Below are 13,902 nucleotides of genomic sequence, written 5' to 3' on the forward strand. Positions count from 1 at the left end.
CTTTTTCTTTCAACGTTTACTAGATTACAAAATTAGCGGACAAATGTCAAGGACTTATCCCTTTTTCCGCAGATTTTCACCGTTCATCTGGATTTCCCGGGATAAGAACTCAATCCGCTCCATGATTCGGGCCGCCTTGACCGGTTCCACGACCCCCTGGCTATTGATCGCCAGGTGCTGTTTCTCCAATTCAGCCATCGAAAAGTTAGAACTGAAGAAGGTTGGCAGTTCCTCTTGCATCCGGTACTCCAGGATGACGCCCAGAACATCGTCACGCACCCAGGTCGACATGGCATCCGCACCGATGTCGTCCAGCATCAAGACGGGCGAACGTTTAACCGCATCGATCTTTTCGCCAGCATTGTTGTTGCGAATGGAGTTTTTCAGCTCAACCGCAAAGCTGGGGAAATGCACCATCGTCGTGGCAACATCCCGCTGGGCCAGTGCATTGGCCGTCGCCGCCAACAGGTAGGTCTTCCCGACCCCAAAGCTCCCGGTCAGGTACAATCCCGGCTGGAAGCGGTCCGGCGAATAGCTTTTCACGAATTCCACGGCGGCACTGTAGGCTGCCACCCGACCCGTAGTGGCATTTTGATCGTCTAAGTAGTAGTTGTCAAAGGTCGCCTGCCGGATGAACTTTGGCATATTGATCGAATTGACCAATTGCCGCAGGTGCTCTTGGTGGCGGCGTTCAATCAGCTGCTGGGTCGGAACATAGGTGACATCGATCTGGCCACCATCGAGCTGCAGCTGGGGAGAGTAGCCGGGGGCCACCGTAGCCTTGCCTTCCTTGATCAGCTGCTTTTCGTGGAAAAATTCATAAAGCTTTGAGCGACCCCGCCGAATACTCTCGGCGCTCAGCCGGTCACGGTGCTGGTTCAAGAACGCCCGGACCTCGGGATCGGCATAAACCTGCTTCATGATCTGGTCCATGTTGGCGGCAACGTTGCGTCCCTGCATCATTTTCTGAATGGTTTTATTTAGTGATTCCAATCATCTCACCTGTTTCCAGAATGTTTTCGCTGAAGGGCTCGGGCACGCGCAATGGCTTCCGGCGAGGCCTTCTTCGTCTTCTGCTTTTGATCCTGCTTGCTCCACTCCGGCATCTTTTCCCGGACCTGCAGCTGACGATAGGTGCGGCGGGTGCCCTGCTTTGGCGCCCCCTCCCGCTTGGCCTGGTTGAACTTTTTCAACTGCATCAGGGCACCGGCGCCATCCTTGACCCCGGCCCGTAGCCAGTCATTGGCAATGGCGTCGACAAAGTTACCCTTTAGAGTGGCGTTGCCCAGGTCGGCAATGACGTACCAGACCAGCACGTTAATGACCGACGACGGCAGCTGACCGTCCTGCACCAGGCGGGTTAAGACGTTGCGCTCGCCCGCCGTCACGTAGCCCCCCGTCTGTTCCTTGAGGGCCTGGAGAAATTCAACCGGCGCGTAGTTATCGGTACTCTTGAGCAGCAGGCGGTCTTTATCTGTGAGGCCCTTGACAGCAGGTGTCGATTGAGCCGCTTTCGTTTGGGCGACCGTCGCCTGCTTGCCGGGAACCCGCTGGTAGCGGCTGGCAACCACCTGCTTAAATTTCTGGGCATCAAAATGGTTGCTGGCCAAGTCCGTTGCAAGGCGAATCAGCCGGGCCATTTCCGGTTCGTCAATTCCATATAATTGGTGTTCAACCTCGATCAGTTGACGCTGGGCGGTCAGATCATCTCGAATCACCGGCTGGCCTTCTAACAGCTGCAGGAGGGTCGGCCAGTCAAAGTCCGTTGCCACCCTGCGCGGCTCTTTTGCTGGCGCCGGTTGCACCTGCTTTTGAGCATCCCGAATGACATGAGGAAGGTGAACGACCTCCCGCTGGTCTACCCGGTAGGTGTCTAAAAAGTGGTGACTGACGTCCTTCAACTGGGAATCGGCATCGGCCAGGCGGTGTGCCTGGGCCCGCCTCATCAGCTGGTTAAAGCGACTTTCACCAATCTCTTCCAGGAGCAGGACACTTAAAAGGCTATCGGCCACAAATTGAGTGGGCGTTAGCGTCGCCTGCAATTCGTAAACGTAGACGTCGCCCTGGGCATCGTGGCGATGGTAGGTAATCAGCATCCCACTGCTCTCCAGGCGCTGCAGGCCCTCAGCAACCATGCCCTGGCCCGCGTTAAGTTGGACCAGAAGCTCTGATTGGAGGCGACGATCTGCCAGGGTCGGCCGATCCATCATTTGACTGCGCAGCGCGTAGAAAAGGCTGAAGGCCACCGGACCCAAGATCGGCTGGTAAAAATCCACAAAGGTTCGCTCGTTGAAGTTGGCGAAGTCAACCGCGCTCGTCACCAGATAACCCGCCTGGGGATCAAAGCCTTGTCGATTGCTCACGGTTTAACCCTGCTTTCCCTTTTCGTGGTCGTTTTTGACCATCGTTTCCAATTCGTTCATGAAGGCGTCGACGTCCTTAAATTGACGGTAAACGCTGGCAAAGCGGATGTAGGCCACCTCATCGACATCCTTGAGCTCGTTCATCACGAACTTGCCGATGATCTGACTGGAAACCTCATTTTCACCAAGGCCACGGACCTTTTTTTCGACCTTATCGGTTAGCTTGGTCAGGCGCTCCATGCTCACCGGTCGCTTTTCCGCCGACCGGACAATCCCGTTCAGGATCTTTTGCCGGCTGAATTCTTGCCGGGTCCCATCCTTTTTAATCACCAGAAGTGGCGTTTGTTCGTAACGTTCGAAGGTCGTGAAGCGAAAGCCGCAGTGAATGCACTCACGCCGCCGCCGAATAAAGGTGCCGTCTTCACTCGGCCGGCTATCAACGACGCGTGAACCATTTTTATGACAGTGTGGGCATCGCAAAGCGTACTCCTCCTTTAGTAAGATAATACTATATTTTACCGCGGGTGCCGCAGGTCTTCAACTAATTGGGCCACCTGGCGCCGCGTTTCTTCCAGGCTGCCGTTGTTGTCAATCACCCAATCGGCCCGCCGAATTTTCTCTTTCAGTGGCATCTGGGCCGCAATTCGAGCCGAAGCGGCCGCCTTGGAATAGTGATTACGGGCCATCAGCCGCTGCAATTCGGTTGCCGGATCAACCGCAACCACCACGACATAATCGCAGTCCTGATCATAGTGTTGTTCAAAGAGCAGGGGCACGTCCAGGATCACGGCTGGAGCACCGGCCCGCTTGAGGCTATCCACCGCATCCCAAATGGCATCGCGGATCAGTGGCTGCATGATCGCGTCGAGCCGGCGGCGGGCCTGATCGTCGCCAAAGACTTGTCGGCCCAGCTGAGGACGGTCCAGTTGGCCATCCGGGCCGATGATTTGGGCCCCAAAGGCCGCCTTTAGCCGATCAAGACCGGTCGACCCCGGTTGCTGGACCTGACGAGCGATCAGATCGGCATCAACGATTGGAAAGCCCGCCGCCCTTAAAAGACTGCTGACGGTCGACTTGCCACTGGCAATGCCACCGGTTAAACCAATTATCTTCGTCATCTTAATCCTCCCGTAGCGGCTGGCAGTGGGGACAGAAGGTCGTTCCCCGCTGGGCTACCTTAATCTTAACCATCTTGGTGCCGCACCGGGGACAGCGTTCACCGCCGCGGCCATAGGCGTTCAGCCGGTCCTGAAAGCCACCGGCATCCCCCATCGCGTCGACGAAGGTGTGCACCGTCGTCCCCTTATACCTGATTGCCATCGCCAGTTCCTTGATGATGTTGTCATGGAGGGATCGGATCTCGTTCTCGGTCAGGGTATTGGCCGGCTGCTCCGGATTAATCTTGCTCATCCAAAGCACCTCGTCAACGTAGATGTTGCCCAGGCCTGCCACATGATGCTGGTTGAGCAGGAAGGGTTTGATCTTGCCCCGGCTCTTTTTGAGTTCGGTCCTGAAGAAGTCGAGTTTAAAGTCTTCCGGGGTCGGTTCTGGCCCAATCGTCTTGAGGCCGCCGACCGTCATCTCCTGGCCGGTTTTGACCAGGGTCATCCGGCCAAACTTGCGAGTGTCGTGGTAGCACAGCTCCGTCCCGTCGGTAAATTGGAAAACAACGTGGGTATGTTTATCGATCGGCGCCCCCACTGGCTGACTGAAGTACTGCCCTTCCATTCGCAGGTGGGAGACCATCGTCAGCTGGTTGCTAAAGCGAAAGAGGAGGTACTTGCCCCGTCGGTCGATGTCCTCAATCGTTTGACCGATCAGGGCCTGGCGAAACTCCTCGACGTCGTTGGTGATCGTTTTCCCGTAATAAACATCAATCGCGTTAATCTTGCGGCCCTTGGCGATCTTGAGCAGACCGCGGCGAACCGTCTCTACTTCTGGTAATTCTGGCAAAGCTATCCTTCCTTACTTTTTAAGATCGTACCAGGTATCGCCGAACTTACTGTCCACCTTGAGCGGCACATCCAGCTTGACCGCCGAATCCATGACGCTCGGGACCAGTTTCTGCAGTACCGGAATCTCCTCCTTTGGGGCCTCAAAGACCAGTTCGTCGTGGATCTGCAGCAGCATCTTTGCCTGCAAGCCGCGCTTCTCCAGCTCATCTTCCATGTGAATCATCGCAATCTTGATGATGTCGGCCGCGCTCCCCTGGATCGGCGTGTTCATCGCCGTCCGCTCGGCAAAGGACCGCCGACTGAAGCTCTTGGCGTTGATGTCCGGCAGGTAACGCCGCCGGTGGGTGATCGTTTCAACGTAGCCGTGTTCCCTGGCGTATTCAATCGTGTTGTTGATGTAGTCCTTGACGCCCGGGAACTCGTGGAAGTAGTTCTGGATAAACTCGTGGGCCTGGGCCCGGCTGACGTGGATCCGCTGGGCGAGACCGTAATCACTGATCCCGTAGACGATCCCGAAATTGACCGCCTTAGCCCGCCGCCGCATGTTGTGGTCGATTTCGGCATCCGGGGCGAGGTGGAAGATCCGCCGAGCCGTGCTGGCGTGAATGTCTTCACCGTTCTTGAAATCCTCTTGGAGGTTCTTGTCCCCGGTAATGTGGGCCAATACCCGTAATTCCACCTGCGAATAATCGGAGGAGAAGATCTGCCAGCCCGGTTGACTCGGCACAAAGGCCCGCCGAATCTGCCGACCCTCGGGCAAGCGGACCGGGATATTCTGCAGGTTCGGGTCCACGGACGAAAGCCGACCGGTCTGGGTCAGTGTCTGCAGGTAGCGGGTGTGAATCTTCTGGTCGGTCGAGTGAATGACCTTCAAGAGCCCGGTGATGTAGGTCGACTGGAGCTTGGCAATCTGGCGATACTCCAGGATCTGGGCCACGATTGGCGCCCGATCAGCCAACTTCTCCAGCACGTCCACGGCCGTCGAGTAACCGGTCTTAGTCTTCTTGATGACCGGCAGCTTTAGCTTTTCAAAGAGGATATGACCAAGCTGCTTGGTGGAGTTGATGTTGAATTTCTCGCCAGCCTCCTGGTAGATCTGGCTCTCAATCTCGGCTAGCCGTTCCTTCAGCTTGCTCCCCATGTCTTTCAGGGTCTGGGCGTCAACGTGCACCCCGGTAATCTCCATCTTGGCCAAAACCCGGGTCAGCGGCAACTCAATGTCGGTATAGAGGGGCAGCTGCTGATTATCCTTCAGCTGGTCAAAGAGCGGTTGTTTTAGTTCGGCAATTGCCCGGGCCTTGTTGGCAAGGTGGGCAAAGAAGAGTTGGTCGTCGTCTGGGATCGCCCGCTTGGCCCCCTTGCCGTAAACTTCCTCGTCGGACTGAACATTGTGATAATCATGTTCGGCGGCCAGCTTGCCGAGGTCGTTACTGTTGTCATTGGTGTTCAACAGGTAGGAGGCCAGCAGGAGATCAAAGTCCACGCCCCGAAGTGCGATCCCCAGCCGGTGCAGGCCGACAATCTGCCCTTTGGCATTGAAGACGTCCTTTTTGACCTGAGGATCCTCCAACAAGTCCTTCAGTGCCGGTTGCTTCAGCAATTCCGCATCCCGACTCGTCAGCCAGGTGGTCCCGTCGCCGATCACGAAACCGGCAAACGGTGAGAGGTGATAATTGGCATCCGGCATCTCCAGGTAGAAGCTCAGCGGCATTTTGAGCGAGCCCACCAGGTCCAGCTTATCGGCCGTCAGCTCCTGGTAGTCAATCGGCGCGAGCTGCTCTTCCTCATCCTCTGGAGTAACATTCATCTTTTGCAGGAAGGACTTGAAATCCATCCGCTGGTAGAAGTCAATCAATTCCTCGGTCTGGGGGCCCTGATACTTAATGTCGTCCAGGCCAATCTCTAGCGGGGCGTCCTGCAGGATCGTCGCCAGGGTCTTGTCCTCCCTGGCGATCTGCTCATCCTCAATCAGGTGCTCCTTCATCTTGGACTTCTTGAGATCGTCAATGTGGTCGTAGAGATTTTCAACCGTGCCGAACTGCTTGACCAGCTTGATCGCCGTCTTTTCCCCAATCTTGGTAACCCCCGGATAGTTATCCGAGCTATCTCCCATCAGAGCCTTCATGTCGATGATCTGGCGCGGCGTGATCCCCAGCTTTTCCTGGACGTGAGCCGGCGTGTAGTGCTCGGTCTCGGTCACGCCCTTGTGAGTCACGGCCACCGTGGTGTGGTCACTGGCCAGCTGGGTCAAGTCCCGGTCCCCGGTCACAATCAGGGTCTGGTAGCCGGCTTCATCCCCCTGCTTGGCCAGGGTTCCGATGATGTCATCGGCCTCGTAGTTTGGCAGCTCATAGCTGTGCAGGCCGGATGCCTTAACCAGTTGGCGAACATAGGGCAGCTGTTCGGTCAGCTCGCCCGGCGTCTTGTTCCGTCCACCCTTGTAATCCTTGTACATCTTCGTCCGGAAGGTCACCTTGCCGGCATCGAAGGCCACCAGGGCCGCATCCGGCTGAAACTCGGCCAGCACGTGATCCAGCATTAGCTTAAAGCCATAGATGGCCGCGGTGTGGAGGCCGTCCTTGTTGGTAAACTTGTCAATCTGGCTGTGCATGGCAAAGAACGCCCGGAAAACAATGCTGTTACCGTCAATCAATAGTAATTGTTTCGTCATTTAATTCCCGCCCTTCTATTTCTCAAAATAATTGTACCAAAGATTGCCAACCGACGTTAATTTCCTGCTGATGGAATTAAAAAACCAGGTCAGGAAAATCCCAATCTGGTTTGATCTTTTAGTTAGTTGCGGTCGCTCATGCCGAAAATCTGCAGGAACGAGATGAAGAGGTTGACGAAATCGAGGTAGAGCTGCAGGGCCCCCACGATCGCCAGACCCGTCATCGAGTTCTGGTCACTGTAATTGATGTAGATCTGCTTCATCTTCTGGGCATCCCAAGCGGTCAGAACAACGAAGATGATGACCGCGATGAAGGAGAAGATGTAGGTGATCGCCGGACTCTGCAGGAACATGTTAATGATCCAGGCAATCATCAGTGCTATTAGGGCCGCCATTGCGTGGGATCCAAAGGTCGTCAGATCACGCTTGGTGACCGTCCCGTAGATCGCCATCGTCACAAAGACCGATGCCGAAGAAACGAAGGCCGCCGCGATGTTCGTCCCGGTATAAACACCGGCGATCAGGGCGAATTCAACCCCGTAGATTATCGAAATCAGCATCAGCATCACGAAGCCCCCGGCCGGGTTGCGGGTAGCGCTAAAGCTGATCCCCATCGACAGGGCAATCGGCAAGAGCAAGATAATCCAAACCATTGCCGGGTGGGCCCCAAAGAAGCCCAATACCTGGCTGGCAAAGACCGTCATGGTCAGGTAGGCGCTTAAAGCGGAAACTAGGACGGCCAGGGCCATATTACCGTACATCCGGGTTAAGAAACGATTCAGCCCCGAGGCATCGGTAACAACCCGGCGTCCCGGTTCGCCTGAATAGTTATTCATCAAATACTCCCTCTTTCTTTATATTCACTTATTATTTGTGCTTTACACCATAACACAAAAATGGCAGCGAACACTACCATTTTTACCCCGATTATTTACTTATTAACAATTTCTTTATACTTATCTTCGTACTTCTCGATGTCACCGGCACCCATGAAGATGAAGACAGCGTCGTGGTACTGGGCCAGCTTGTCCATCGAGTCCATATCAATTCCCTCACTGTGCGGAATCTTGGCTTCGAGGTCCGCGCTGGAAATGTTCCCCTTGTTTTCCCGGATGGAACCAAAGATTGGGGTCACGTAGACCTTGTCGGCCCGGCTCAGGGAAGTGGCAAAGCCATCGATGTAGGCTGCCAGCCGGGAGTAGGTGTGCGGCTGGAAGACGGCGATGATCTGCTTGTCCGGGTACTTCTGCCGGGCAGCATCGATCGTGGCCTTGATTTCGCTCGGGTGGTGGGCGTAGTCGTCGATCAGCTTGTCATCGGCCACGTCGGTTTCACTGAAGCGCCGCTTGACACCGGTGAAGTTGGCCAGCTCGCGCTTGATGTCGGCCATGTCGATGTGCTCCATGTAGGCCACGGCCAGGACCGCCAGACTGTTTAAGACGCTGTGCTCACCATAGAGGTGGATGGTAAAGGTTCCCAGCTTTTGGTCCCGGAAGTAGGCGTCATAGGTCGAACCCGCTGGCGTCCGCTGGATGTTTTCGGCCCGGAAGTCGTCCTGGTCGCCGGTCCCGTAGTAGTAGATCGGCACGTCAACGTTGAGCTTGTGCAGGTTCTCGTCGTCACCCCAGGCAAAGATAGCCTTCTTGACCTGCTTGCCGTAGGTTTCAAATGACTGGCGAACGTCGTCAATATCCTTGAAGTAGTCCGGGTGATCGAAATCGATGTTGGTCATGATGGCGTAGTCCGGGTGGTAGGCCAGGAAGTGATCCCGGTATTCATCGGCCTCGAAGACGAAGAAGCGGTCCTTGGCATCACCCTTGCCAACCCCGTCACCGATCAGGTAGCTGGTCGGTTCCACGGCGTCCAGGACATGGGCCAGCAGGGCGGTCGTACTAGTCTTACCATGAGCACCGGCAATCCCGATGCTGGTGTGACTGGCAACCTCGTGCTCAACCGCTTCCGGATAGGACATGATTGTCAGGCCCAGCTCGTGAGCGCGCTTGATTTCTGGCTGGTCGTCACCAAAGGCGTTCCCTTGAATGATCGTCATCCCCGGCTTAATGTTGGCGGAATCAAACGGCAGGATCTTAATCCCCGCCTTCAGCAGCGGCCCCTGGGTAAAGGTTTCCTTTTCAATGTCCGACCCCAAAACAACGTTGCCCTTATCATGCAAAATCCGTGCAAGGGAGGCCATCCCGGTTCCCTTGATGCCGACGAAATAGTATGTCTTCTTCTCCATCAATCCAGTTTCCTTTCAACATGTTTACTGTTCATTTAAAAGATTATTGAGGGGCCGGAATCCGGCCCCTCAATAAATAATAAAGCATTCTAGTATTTTGGCAATAGCTTTCACAAAGAATTAACTATTTTGCCGGGAAGAAGGTATCAGCCCGCTGAAAGTCAACCGGTTCGCCGACTTCCTGCCAGTCGTCTGGGATAATCCAGAGGCCTTTTTCGTCCGGGGCGTTCTTCAAGCGCAGTTCGCGGAAGCCGCAGAGCATCCCGTCACTTTCAACCCCCATCAGTGCACCGGGCCAAATGATCTTGCCGTCGGGCATCATGGCACCGGGCCGGGCAACGACGACCTTGATGCCTTCCTTGACGTTCGGCGAGCCACAGACGATCTGCACGGTTTGGTCCTTGCTGATCCGGGTCTGGGTGATCTTCAGGTGGTCAGACTTGGGGTGGTCCTTTAATTCTTCCACGTAGCCCACCACGAATTTTGGCGTCGAATCGGCGGTCAGCTCCTGGTCAAAGCCAGCCGCAGTCAGCTTGGCGTTTAACTTCGCCACCTGATCTTCGTTTAAGAAGACCTGGCCGTTTTCGTCCTTTAATTCAGGCAGGATGGTGCTAGCAGCCATGAAGTTGTAGCCGAGCAGCTGGCCGTCCTTGGCACTCTTGACCTGGGCGATTCCATCCTTGACCGTCGTCGTTTGGCCCTCGCTGCTGTCGGGTGCGGTAATGACCACGAGGATGTCGCCCATTTCCTTAGGATTGTAACTTGAAATTAACATCGAATGTTCCTTTCCACATTTTATTTCACGAGGCTGGGAAAAGACAATCTTTCTTTCAGTCTCGTTCGTTTTCAATTACTGAAAAGATAACGTGGAAAATAACCGTGGGGCTAGTGTCTAGCTACGGACGAAAGCCGACGCCTTCAGCGCCGACTCCCGTCCTAGGCTAGCCATACCTAATAGGCTAGCTTCGCGTCGCGCCCCACTCTGTTGGTTATTTCCCACTCACCTTACCGTCATCCTATTTTACTTCAAATTGCTTAAAAAGTCTTCCACTTGTTGCTTGGTCTTGCGATCCTTGTTCACCAGGCGACCGATTTCCTTGCCATCTTCATAGACCACAAAGCTCGGGATCCCGAAGATGTTGAGTTCCGCGGCCAGGTCAATGTTTTGGTCACGGTCGACGTGGATAAAGGTGTAATCGCTAAAGTCCTGCTCGATCTCGGGCATTGCCGGTGCGATGAAGTGGCAGTCCGGGCACCAGTCGGCACTAAAGTAGAGCACGTACTTGCCCTTCTGAATTTTTTCCTGCAGCTGCTCTTCCTTCATTACTGGTAACTCTTCCATTTCAAGACCTCCATCTTTTTCTTTTTTGCTATTATAGCATCTTTCTTATTAAAAGTAAGCTGTTTGGCGTTCAAATTTGGAATATGGTAAAATACGAGTGTCGTCTTAAATTACCCAATCGCCAAATACGTAAATGAAAGAAGTAATTTAATCAATGAACGATTCAAATTCATCTGCCAATCCCTGGATAATTCCCCTGACTTTGGGGGCCTCCGGGGTCGTTGGCTTTATTGCCGGGAAGCTCTTTGGGACCCGGCGCATGTCGGCAGGCCGGATTCTCCGGATGGTGCGTGCTGAATTTGCACGCGAAGGACGGATCACCGGCAGCTGGATCGACCATCATGCGGTGCCATTCCAGCGCTTTGCCGTCAAAACCGATGCCTACCGCGGTGGTTTAACCCGCCGCGAGGACGACGAGCTTGTCAACTATGACTTTCTAGCCGATGCCTACACGGGTAGCCTGCTGGAACTCAAGCGCGTTGAAGACTAAATTAAAAGCCAAGCATTTCGTAACTGAAGTGCTTGGCTTTTTCATTGCTCAAATCGTCACTCAAATCCGCATTTGGTGTAGCCCTCTGCTTGGGCCTGAGAGAGCGGGATCGGGGTCACGCTCCTGGCATTTGAAAGACCCCGGCAGTTCGGATCGAAATGGTAACGATGACCGGTGGCCGTGATGTAGACCGTCTCCTGATTATTCTGAGTACTGCTCGTGCTGGTCGAAGCAGACTGACTGGTGACGGTTGGACTGGTCTTTTGCTGAGTAGTACGGGCACTCTTGGTGACCTTCGACGTCCCGTCCTGGTAATTGAGCTTGACCCCATCCTGAACGTTGAAAATGTAGACATTGTAGCTGATCGCGTTCGAGCCCACCGATTGGGCCTGCATGTGAACACCGCGGGCCAGCTGCTCATTCCCCCGAAAGACCGGTGTTACTCGGTAGCGAACGTAGGCCTGCGGGTTGGCCTTGAGATATTCGGCCACCGCATCCTCATAGCGGGTCATGGACGGATCATTCAGCGACCGGGTTCCGGTAATCAGGTTCTTCCAGTTGTTGTTCTGCCCGGTCAGCTGGTAGCCAATCAGGTGGGAACGGTTATAAAGATAGCCGCTAGCGATCCGCTTGTTATGCCAGCCGGTCGGGTCAATCGTCAGTGGCTCCCGCTCGGTCGTTGGCATCAGTGACTTGTTCAAAAGAGCGTTGGCGCTGGTGGCGCGATTCAGCGAATCCAGGTTGCCATACTTTTGCCAGGCACCGCGGCTCGTATCCAGGTCCTTTTGGCTAAAGGTCGGCTGGCCGTTGTTAACGTCAATGACCTGCGAACCCTGGTAATCCAGTTGTGCCAACTGAGAATCCGTCTGTGAGCGATGGTGACGGTGCTTGGCCGCCTGAACCACGGTTGGCGTGGCATTTTGATTGTTCTGGTTGACCAACGGTGCCTGCAGCCCAAATCCCACGGCTGCCAGGACAACCATCAGCTTGGTCAGCCACTTTGGTCCTTGCCTGTTCATAATCTTTTCCCCCAAGAAATTGTGTTTACTTTTATTTTTTATCATACGCCGTTTGTAAAATTAAGTTAGAAAAATAAAAAAGCCATTTGTGATAGACTTTTGAATAACCACAAACAAAAGTAAAGGAACATCACAAATGACTTATAAACATCTTACCACACGTGAACTAACCCTCATAGCTAATTTTTGGCACCAAGGTACGAAGGCTTATCAAACTGCTAAACTGCTTAAACGAAGCCAAGAAACTATTTACCGAGTCTATCGATTTCTTGATAGCGGTAAGACCATTGCACAGTATCTTAAGGCTTACCAACGGAATAAGCAGCGTTGTGGTCGTAAGCAGGCTCAGCTAGCCAAGGATGAGATCAGCTACATCAATGAGCAGGTTAAAGCGGGCTGGACACCTGATACGATCATTGGTCGAGCAGAACGGACAATTAGCTGTAGTATGCGGACACTTTATCGGATGTTTGCTCGTGGACAGTACAATTTTGCCGTCCAGCAATTACCAATGAAGGGTAAACGGCACCCCAACGGTTATGTCGAACGACGTGGTAAGGCGGGGCATCTCGGTCGGAGTATCTACCACCGATACCATGATTTTCCTCACTACCAACACGAGTTTGGTCACTTTGAAGCTGATACTGTTCAAGGAAAAGCTCATCGTGGTGCGGTCATGACCTTGGTGGAACGTCAATCTAAGGTGATGATTGTGCTTAACGTTCATCGTAAAACTGATGAAGCAGTTAACTATCACTTGGATAAATGGCTTTCTAAAATGCCTCGTCATTTCGTTAAGTCGATTACCTTTGATAATGGTAAGGAATTCGCGGGCTGGCGTGAGATTGCCAATAAACATGACCTTCATACTTATTTTGCGGAGGTTGGAGCGCCCAATCAACGCGGCCTGAATGAAAACAATAATGGTATCTTACGTCGTGACGGTCTCAGTAAACGATTAGACTTCCGTAATTTACCAGATGAACTAATCACCCAGCTGATGCACAAACGAAATACTATTCCACGGAAGTCACTTCACTACCGCACACCACTTGAAGTATTCCTAAGTCACGTCACAGATGAACAGCTTTCAACATTTTTCTAATTTAAATTGACATTTCGGGATAAATAAAACCAGTCCCCGATGCTCGTTAGTTGGGGACTGGTTTTTACTTTTTATTCAAAATGGGCGGTCAGCTTGTAAATTGGCTGGCCCTTGGCTGCAAATTTCTGTTCGTACTCCGTCTCAACGTTGTGCTCAGCCTCCGCGCTGTTGTGCAGGTCGAGCCAGACACCGTCGAAGTGCATCCCGTAGTTGTTCATGCTCTGCAGCGAGAACTCAAAGAAACCCATATTATCGGTCTTGAGCTCGATTGCGCCCTGATCCTTTAAGATCTCCTGGTAGTTGGCCAGGAAAGTCTTGTAGGTCAGCCGCCGCTTGGCATGGCGTTTCTTCGGCCACGGGTCGGAGAAATTCAGGTACATCCGGTCGATCTCGTGGGGCTCAAAGAAGGTGTCGAGGTCCTCCCCATCCCCGCAGATCAGCTGCAGGTTCGGCAGATCTTCCTCCTCGAGGGCCTTCTTGAGGGCAATGGCGGCCACGGTCCGTTGAATTTCCAGACCGATGAAGTTGCATTCGGGGTGGGCCTTGGCCATGCCGATGATGAACTGGCCCTTGCCCATGCCGACCTCAAGGTGGAGCGGCTGGGGCTTGGCAAAACGCTCCTGCCACTTGCCCTTCCATTCGGCGGCCGTGGTCACCATCATTTCCGGATGGGCCGCAATCAGCGGATCGGCCCACTTCTTATGTTTAACACGCATAA

13 protein-coding genes, 1 pseudogene and 1 other annotated feature (1 of these 15 only partly in view) are annotated in these 13,902 nt (G+C 53.8%); of the genes and pseudogenes, 2 read left to right on the forward strand and 12 right to left on the reverse strand.

The genetic code is table 11. The features are described from left to right. Window positions 1-9, reverse strand: a sequence feature (ribosomal protein L20 leader region) (it extends 121 nt beyond the left edge of the window). A 45-nt stretch (window positions 10-54) separates the two neighbouring features. The 10 genes from dnaI to LKE23_RS03565 form a co-directional block, all read right to left on the reverse strand. Then, a complete protein-coding gene (gene dnaI, locus LKE23_RS03520; protein ID WP_291978105.1) occupies window positions 55-993 on the reverse strand; it encodes a primosomal protein DnaI in 939 nt (312 codons plus the stop codon). Window positions 994-998: 5 nt separating this feature from the next. After that, on the reverse strand, window positions 999-2,363 hold the full coding sequence (locus LKE23_RS03525) for a DnaD domain protein (RefSeq protein WP_291978106.1): 1,365 nt from the start codon (window positions 2,361-2,363) through the stop codon (window positions 999-1,001). A 3-nt stretch (window positions 2,364-2,366) separates the two neighbouring features. Continuing rightward, window positions 2,367-2,843, reverse strand: coding sequence for a transcriptional regulator NrdR (gene nrdR / locus LKE23_RS03530; RefSeq protein WP_291978107.1), 477 nt, complete (start codon window positions 2,841-2,843; stop codon window positions 2,367-2,369). 35 nt (window positions 2,844-2,878) lie between these two features. Continuing rightward, window positions 2,879-3,481, reverse strand: a complete 603-nt coding sequence (gene coaE, locus LKE23_RS03535; RefSeq protein WP_291978108.1) for a dephospho-CoA kinase — start codon at window positions 3,479-3,481, stop codon at window positions 2,879-2,881. 1 nt (window position 3,482) lies between these two features. After that, the gene (gene mutM / locus LKE23_RS03540) at window positions 3,483-4,316 is read right to left on the reverse strand and encodes a DNA-formamidopyrimidine glycosylase (RefSeq protein ID WP_291978109.1); all 834 of its coding nucleotides are present in this window, start codon (window positions 4,314-4,316) and stop codon (window positions 3,483-3,485) included. Between the two features lie 12 nt (window positions 4,317-4,328). Then, window positions 4,329-6,989, reverse strand: coding sequence for a DNA polymerase I (gene polA / locus LKE23_RS03545; RefSeq protein ID WP_291978110.1), 2,661 nt, complete (start codon window positions 6,987-6,989; stop codon window positions 4,329-4,331). A gap of 122 nt (window positions 6,990-7,111) precedes the next feature. Then, window positions 7,112-7,825, reverse strand: a complete 714-nt coding sequence (locus LKE23_RS03550; RefSeq protein WP_291978111.1) for a Bax inhibitor-1/YccA family protein — start codon at window positions 7,823-7,825, stop codon at window positions 7,112-7,114. Window positions 7,826-7,920: 95 nt separating this feature from the next. Further along, window positions 7,921-9,228, reverse strand: coding sequence for a UDP-N-acetylmuramate--L-alanine ligase (murC, locus tag LKE23_RS03555; RefSeq protein WP_291978112.1), 1,308 nt, complete (start codon window positions 9,226-9,228; stop codon window positions 7,921-7,923). A gap of 124 nt (window positions 9,229-9,352) precedes the next feature. Continuing rightward, on the reverse strand, window positions 9,353-10,003 hold the full coding sequence (ytpR, locus tag LKE23_RS03560; protein WP_291978113.1) for a YtpR family tRNA-binding protein: 651 nt from the start codon (window positions 10,001-10,003) through the stop codon (window positions 9,353-9,355). Between the two features lie 246 nt (window positions 10,004-10,249). Beyond that, window positions 10,250-10,570, reverse strand: coding sequence for a thioredoxin family protein (locus LKE23_RS03565; protein WP_291978114.1), 321 nt, complete (start codon window positions 10,568-10,570; stop codon window positions 10,250-10,252). Window positions 10,571-10,724: 154 nt separating this feature from the next. On the opposite strand from LKE23_RS03565, the gene LKE23_RS03570 reads away from it, so the two are divergent. After that, window positions 10,725-11,060 carry a hypothetical protein gene (locus LKE23_RS03570; RefSeq protein ID WP_291978115.1) on the forward strand — a complete coding sequence of 112 codons (336 nt, stop codon included), beginning with the start codon at window positions 10,725-10,727 and terminating at the stop codon, window positions 11,058-11,060. A 287-nt stretch (window positions 11,061-11,347) separates the two neighbouring features. On the opposite strand, the pseudogene LKE23_RS03575 reads toward LKE23_RS03570, so the two are convergent. Further along, window positions 11,348-12,124: pseudogene (locus tag LKE23_RS03575) on the reverse strand (DNA/RNA non-specific endonuclease); the annotation flags it as partial. A gap of 91 nt (window positions 12,125-12,215) precedes the next feature. Between LKE23_RS03575 and LKE23_RS03580 the strand changes: the two are divergent. After that, complete coding sequence (locus LKE23_RS03580) at window positions 12,216-13,184, forward strand: IS30 family transposase (RefSeq protein ID WP_291978117.1); 969 nt, start codon at window positions 12,216-12,218, stop codon at window positions 13,182-13,184. Between the two features lie 71 nt (window positions 13,185-13,255). Here the strand turns inward: LKE23_RS03580 and trmB are convergent, their stop codons facing one another. Then, a complete protein-coding gene (gene trmB, locus LKE23_RS03585; RefSeq protein ID WP_291978118.1) occupies window positions 13,256-13,900 on the reverse strand; it encodes a tRNA (guanosine(46)-N7)-methyltransferase TrmB in 645 nt (214 codons plus the stop codon). Window positions 13,901-13,902 lie beyond the last annotated feature (2 nt).

Origin of the sequence: Limosilactobacillus sp., from assembly GCF_022482365.1 — a bacterium.
Lineage (GTDB): Bacteria > Bacillota > Bacilli > Lactobacillales > Lactobacillaceae > Limosilactobacillus.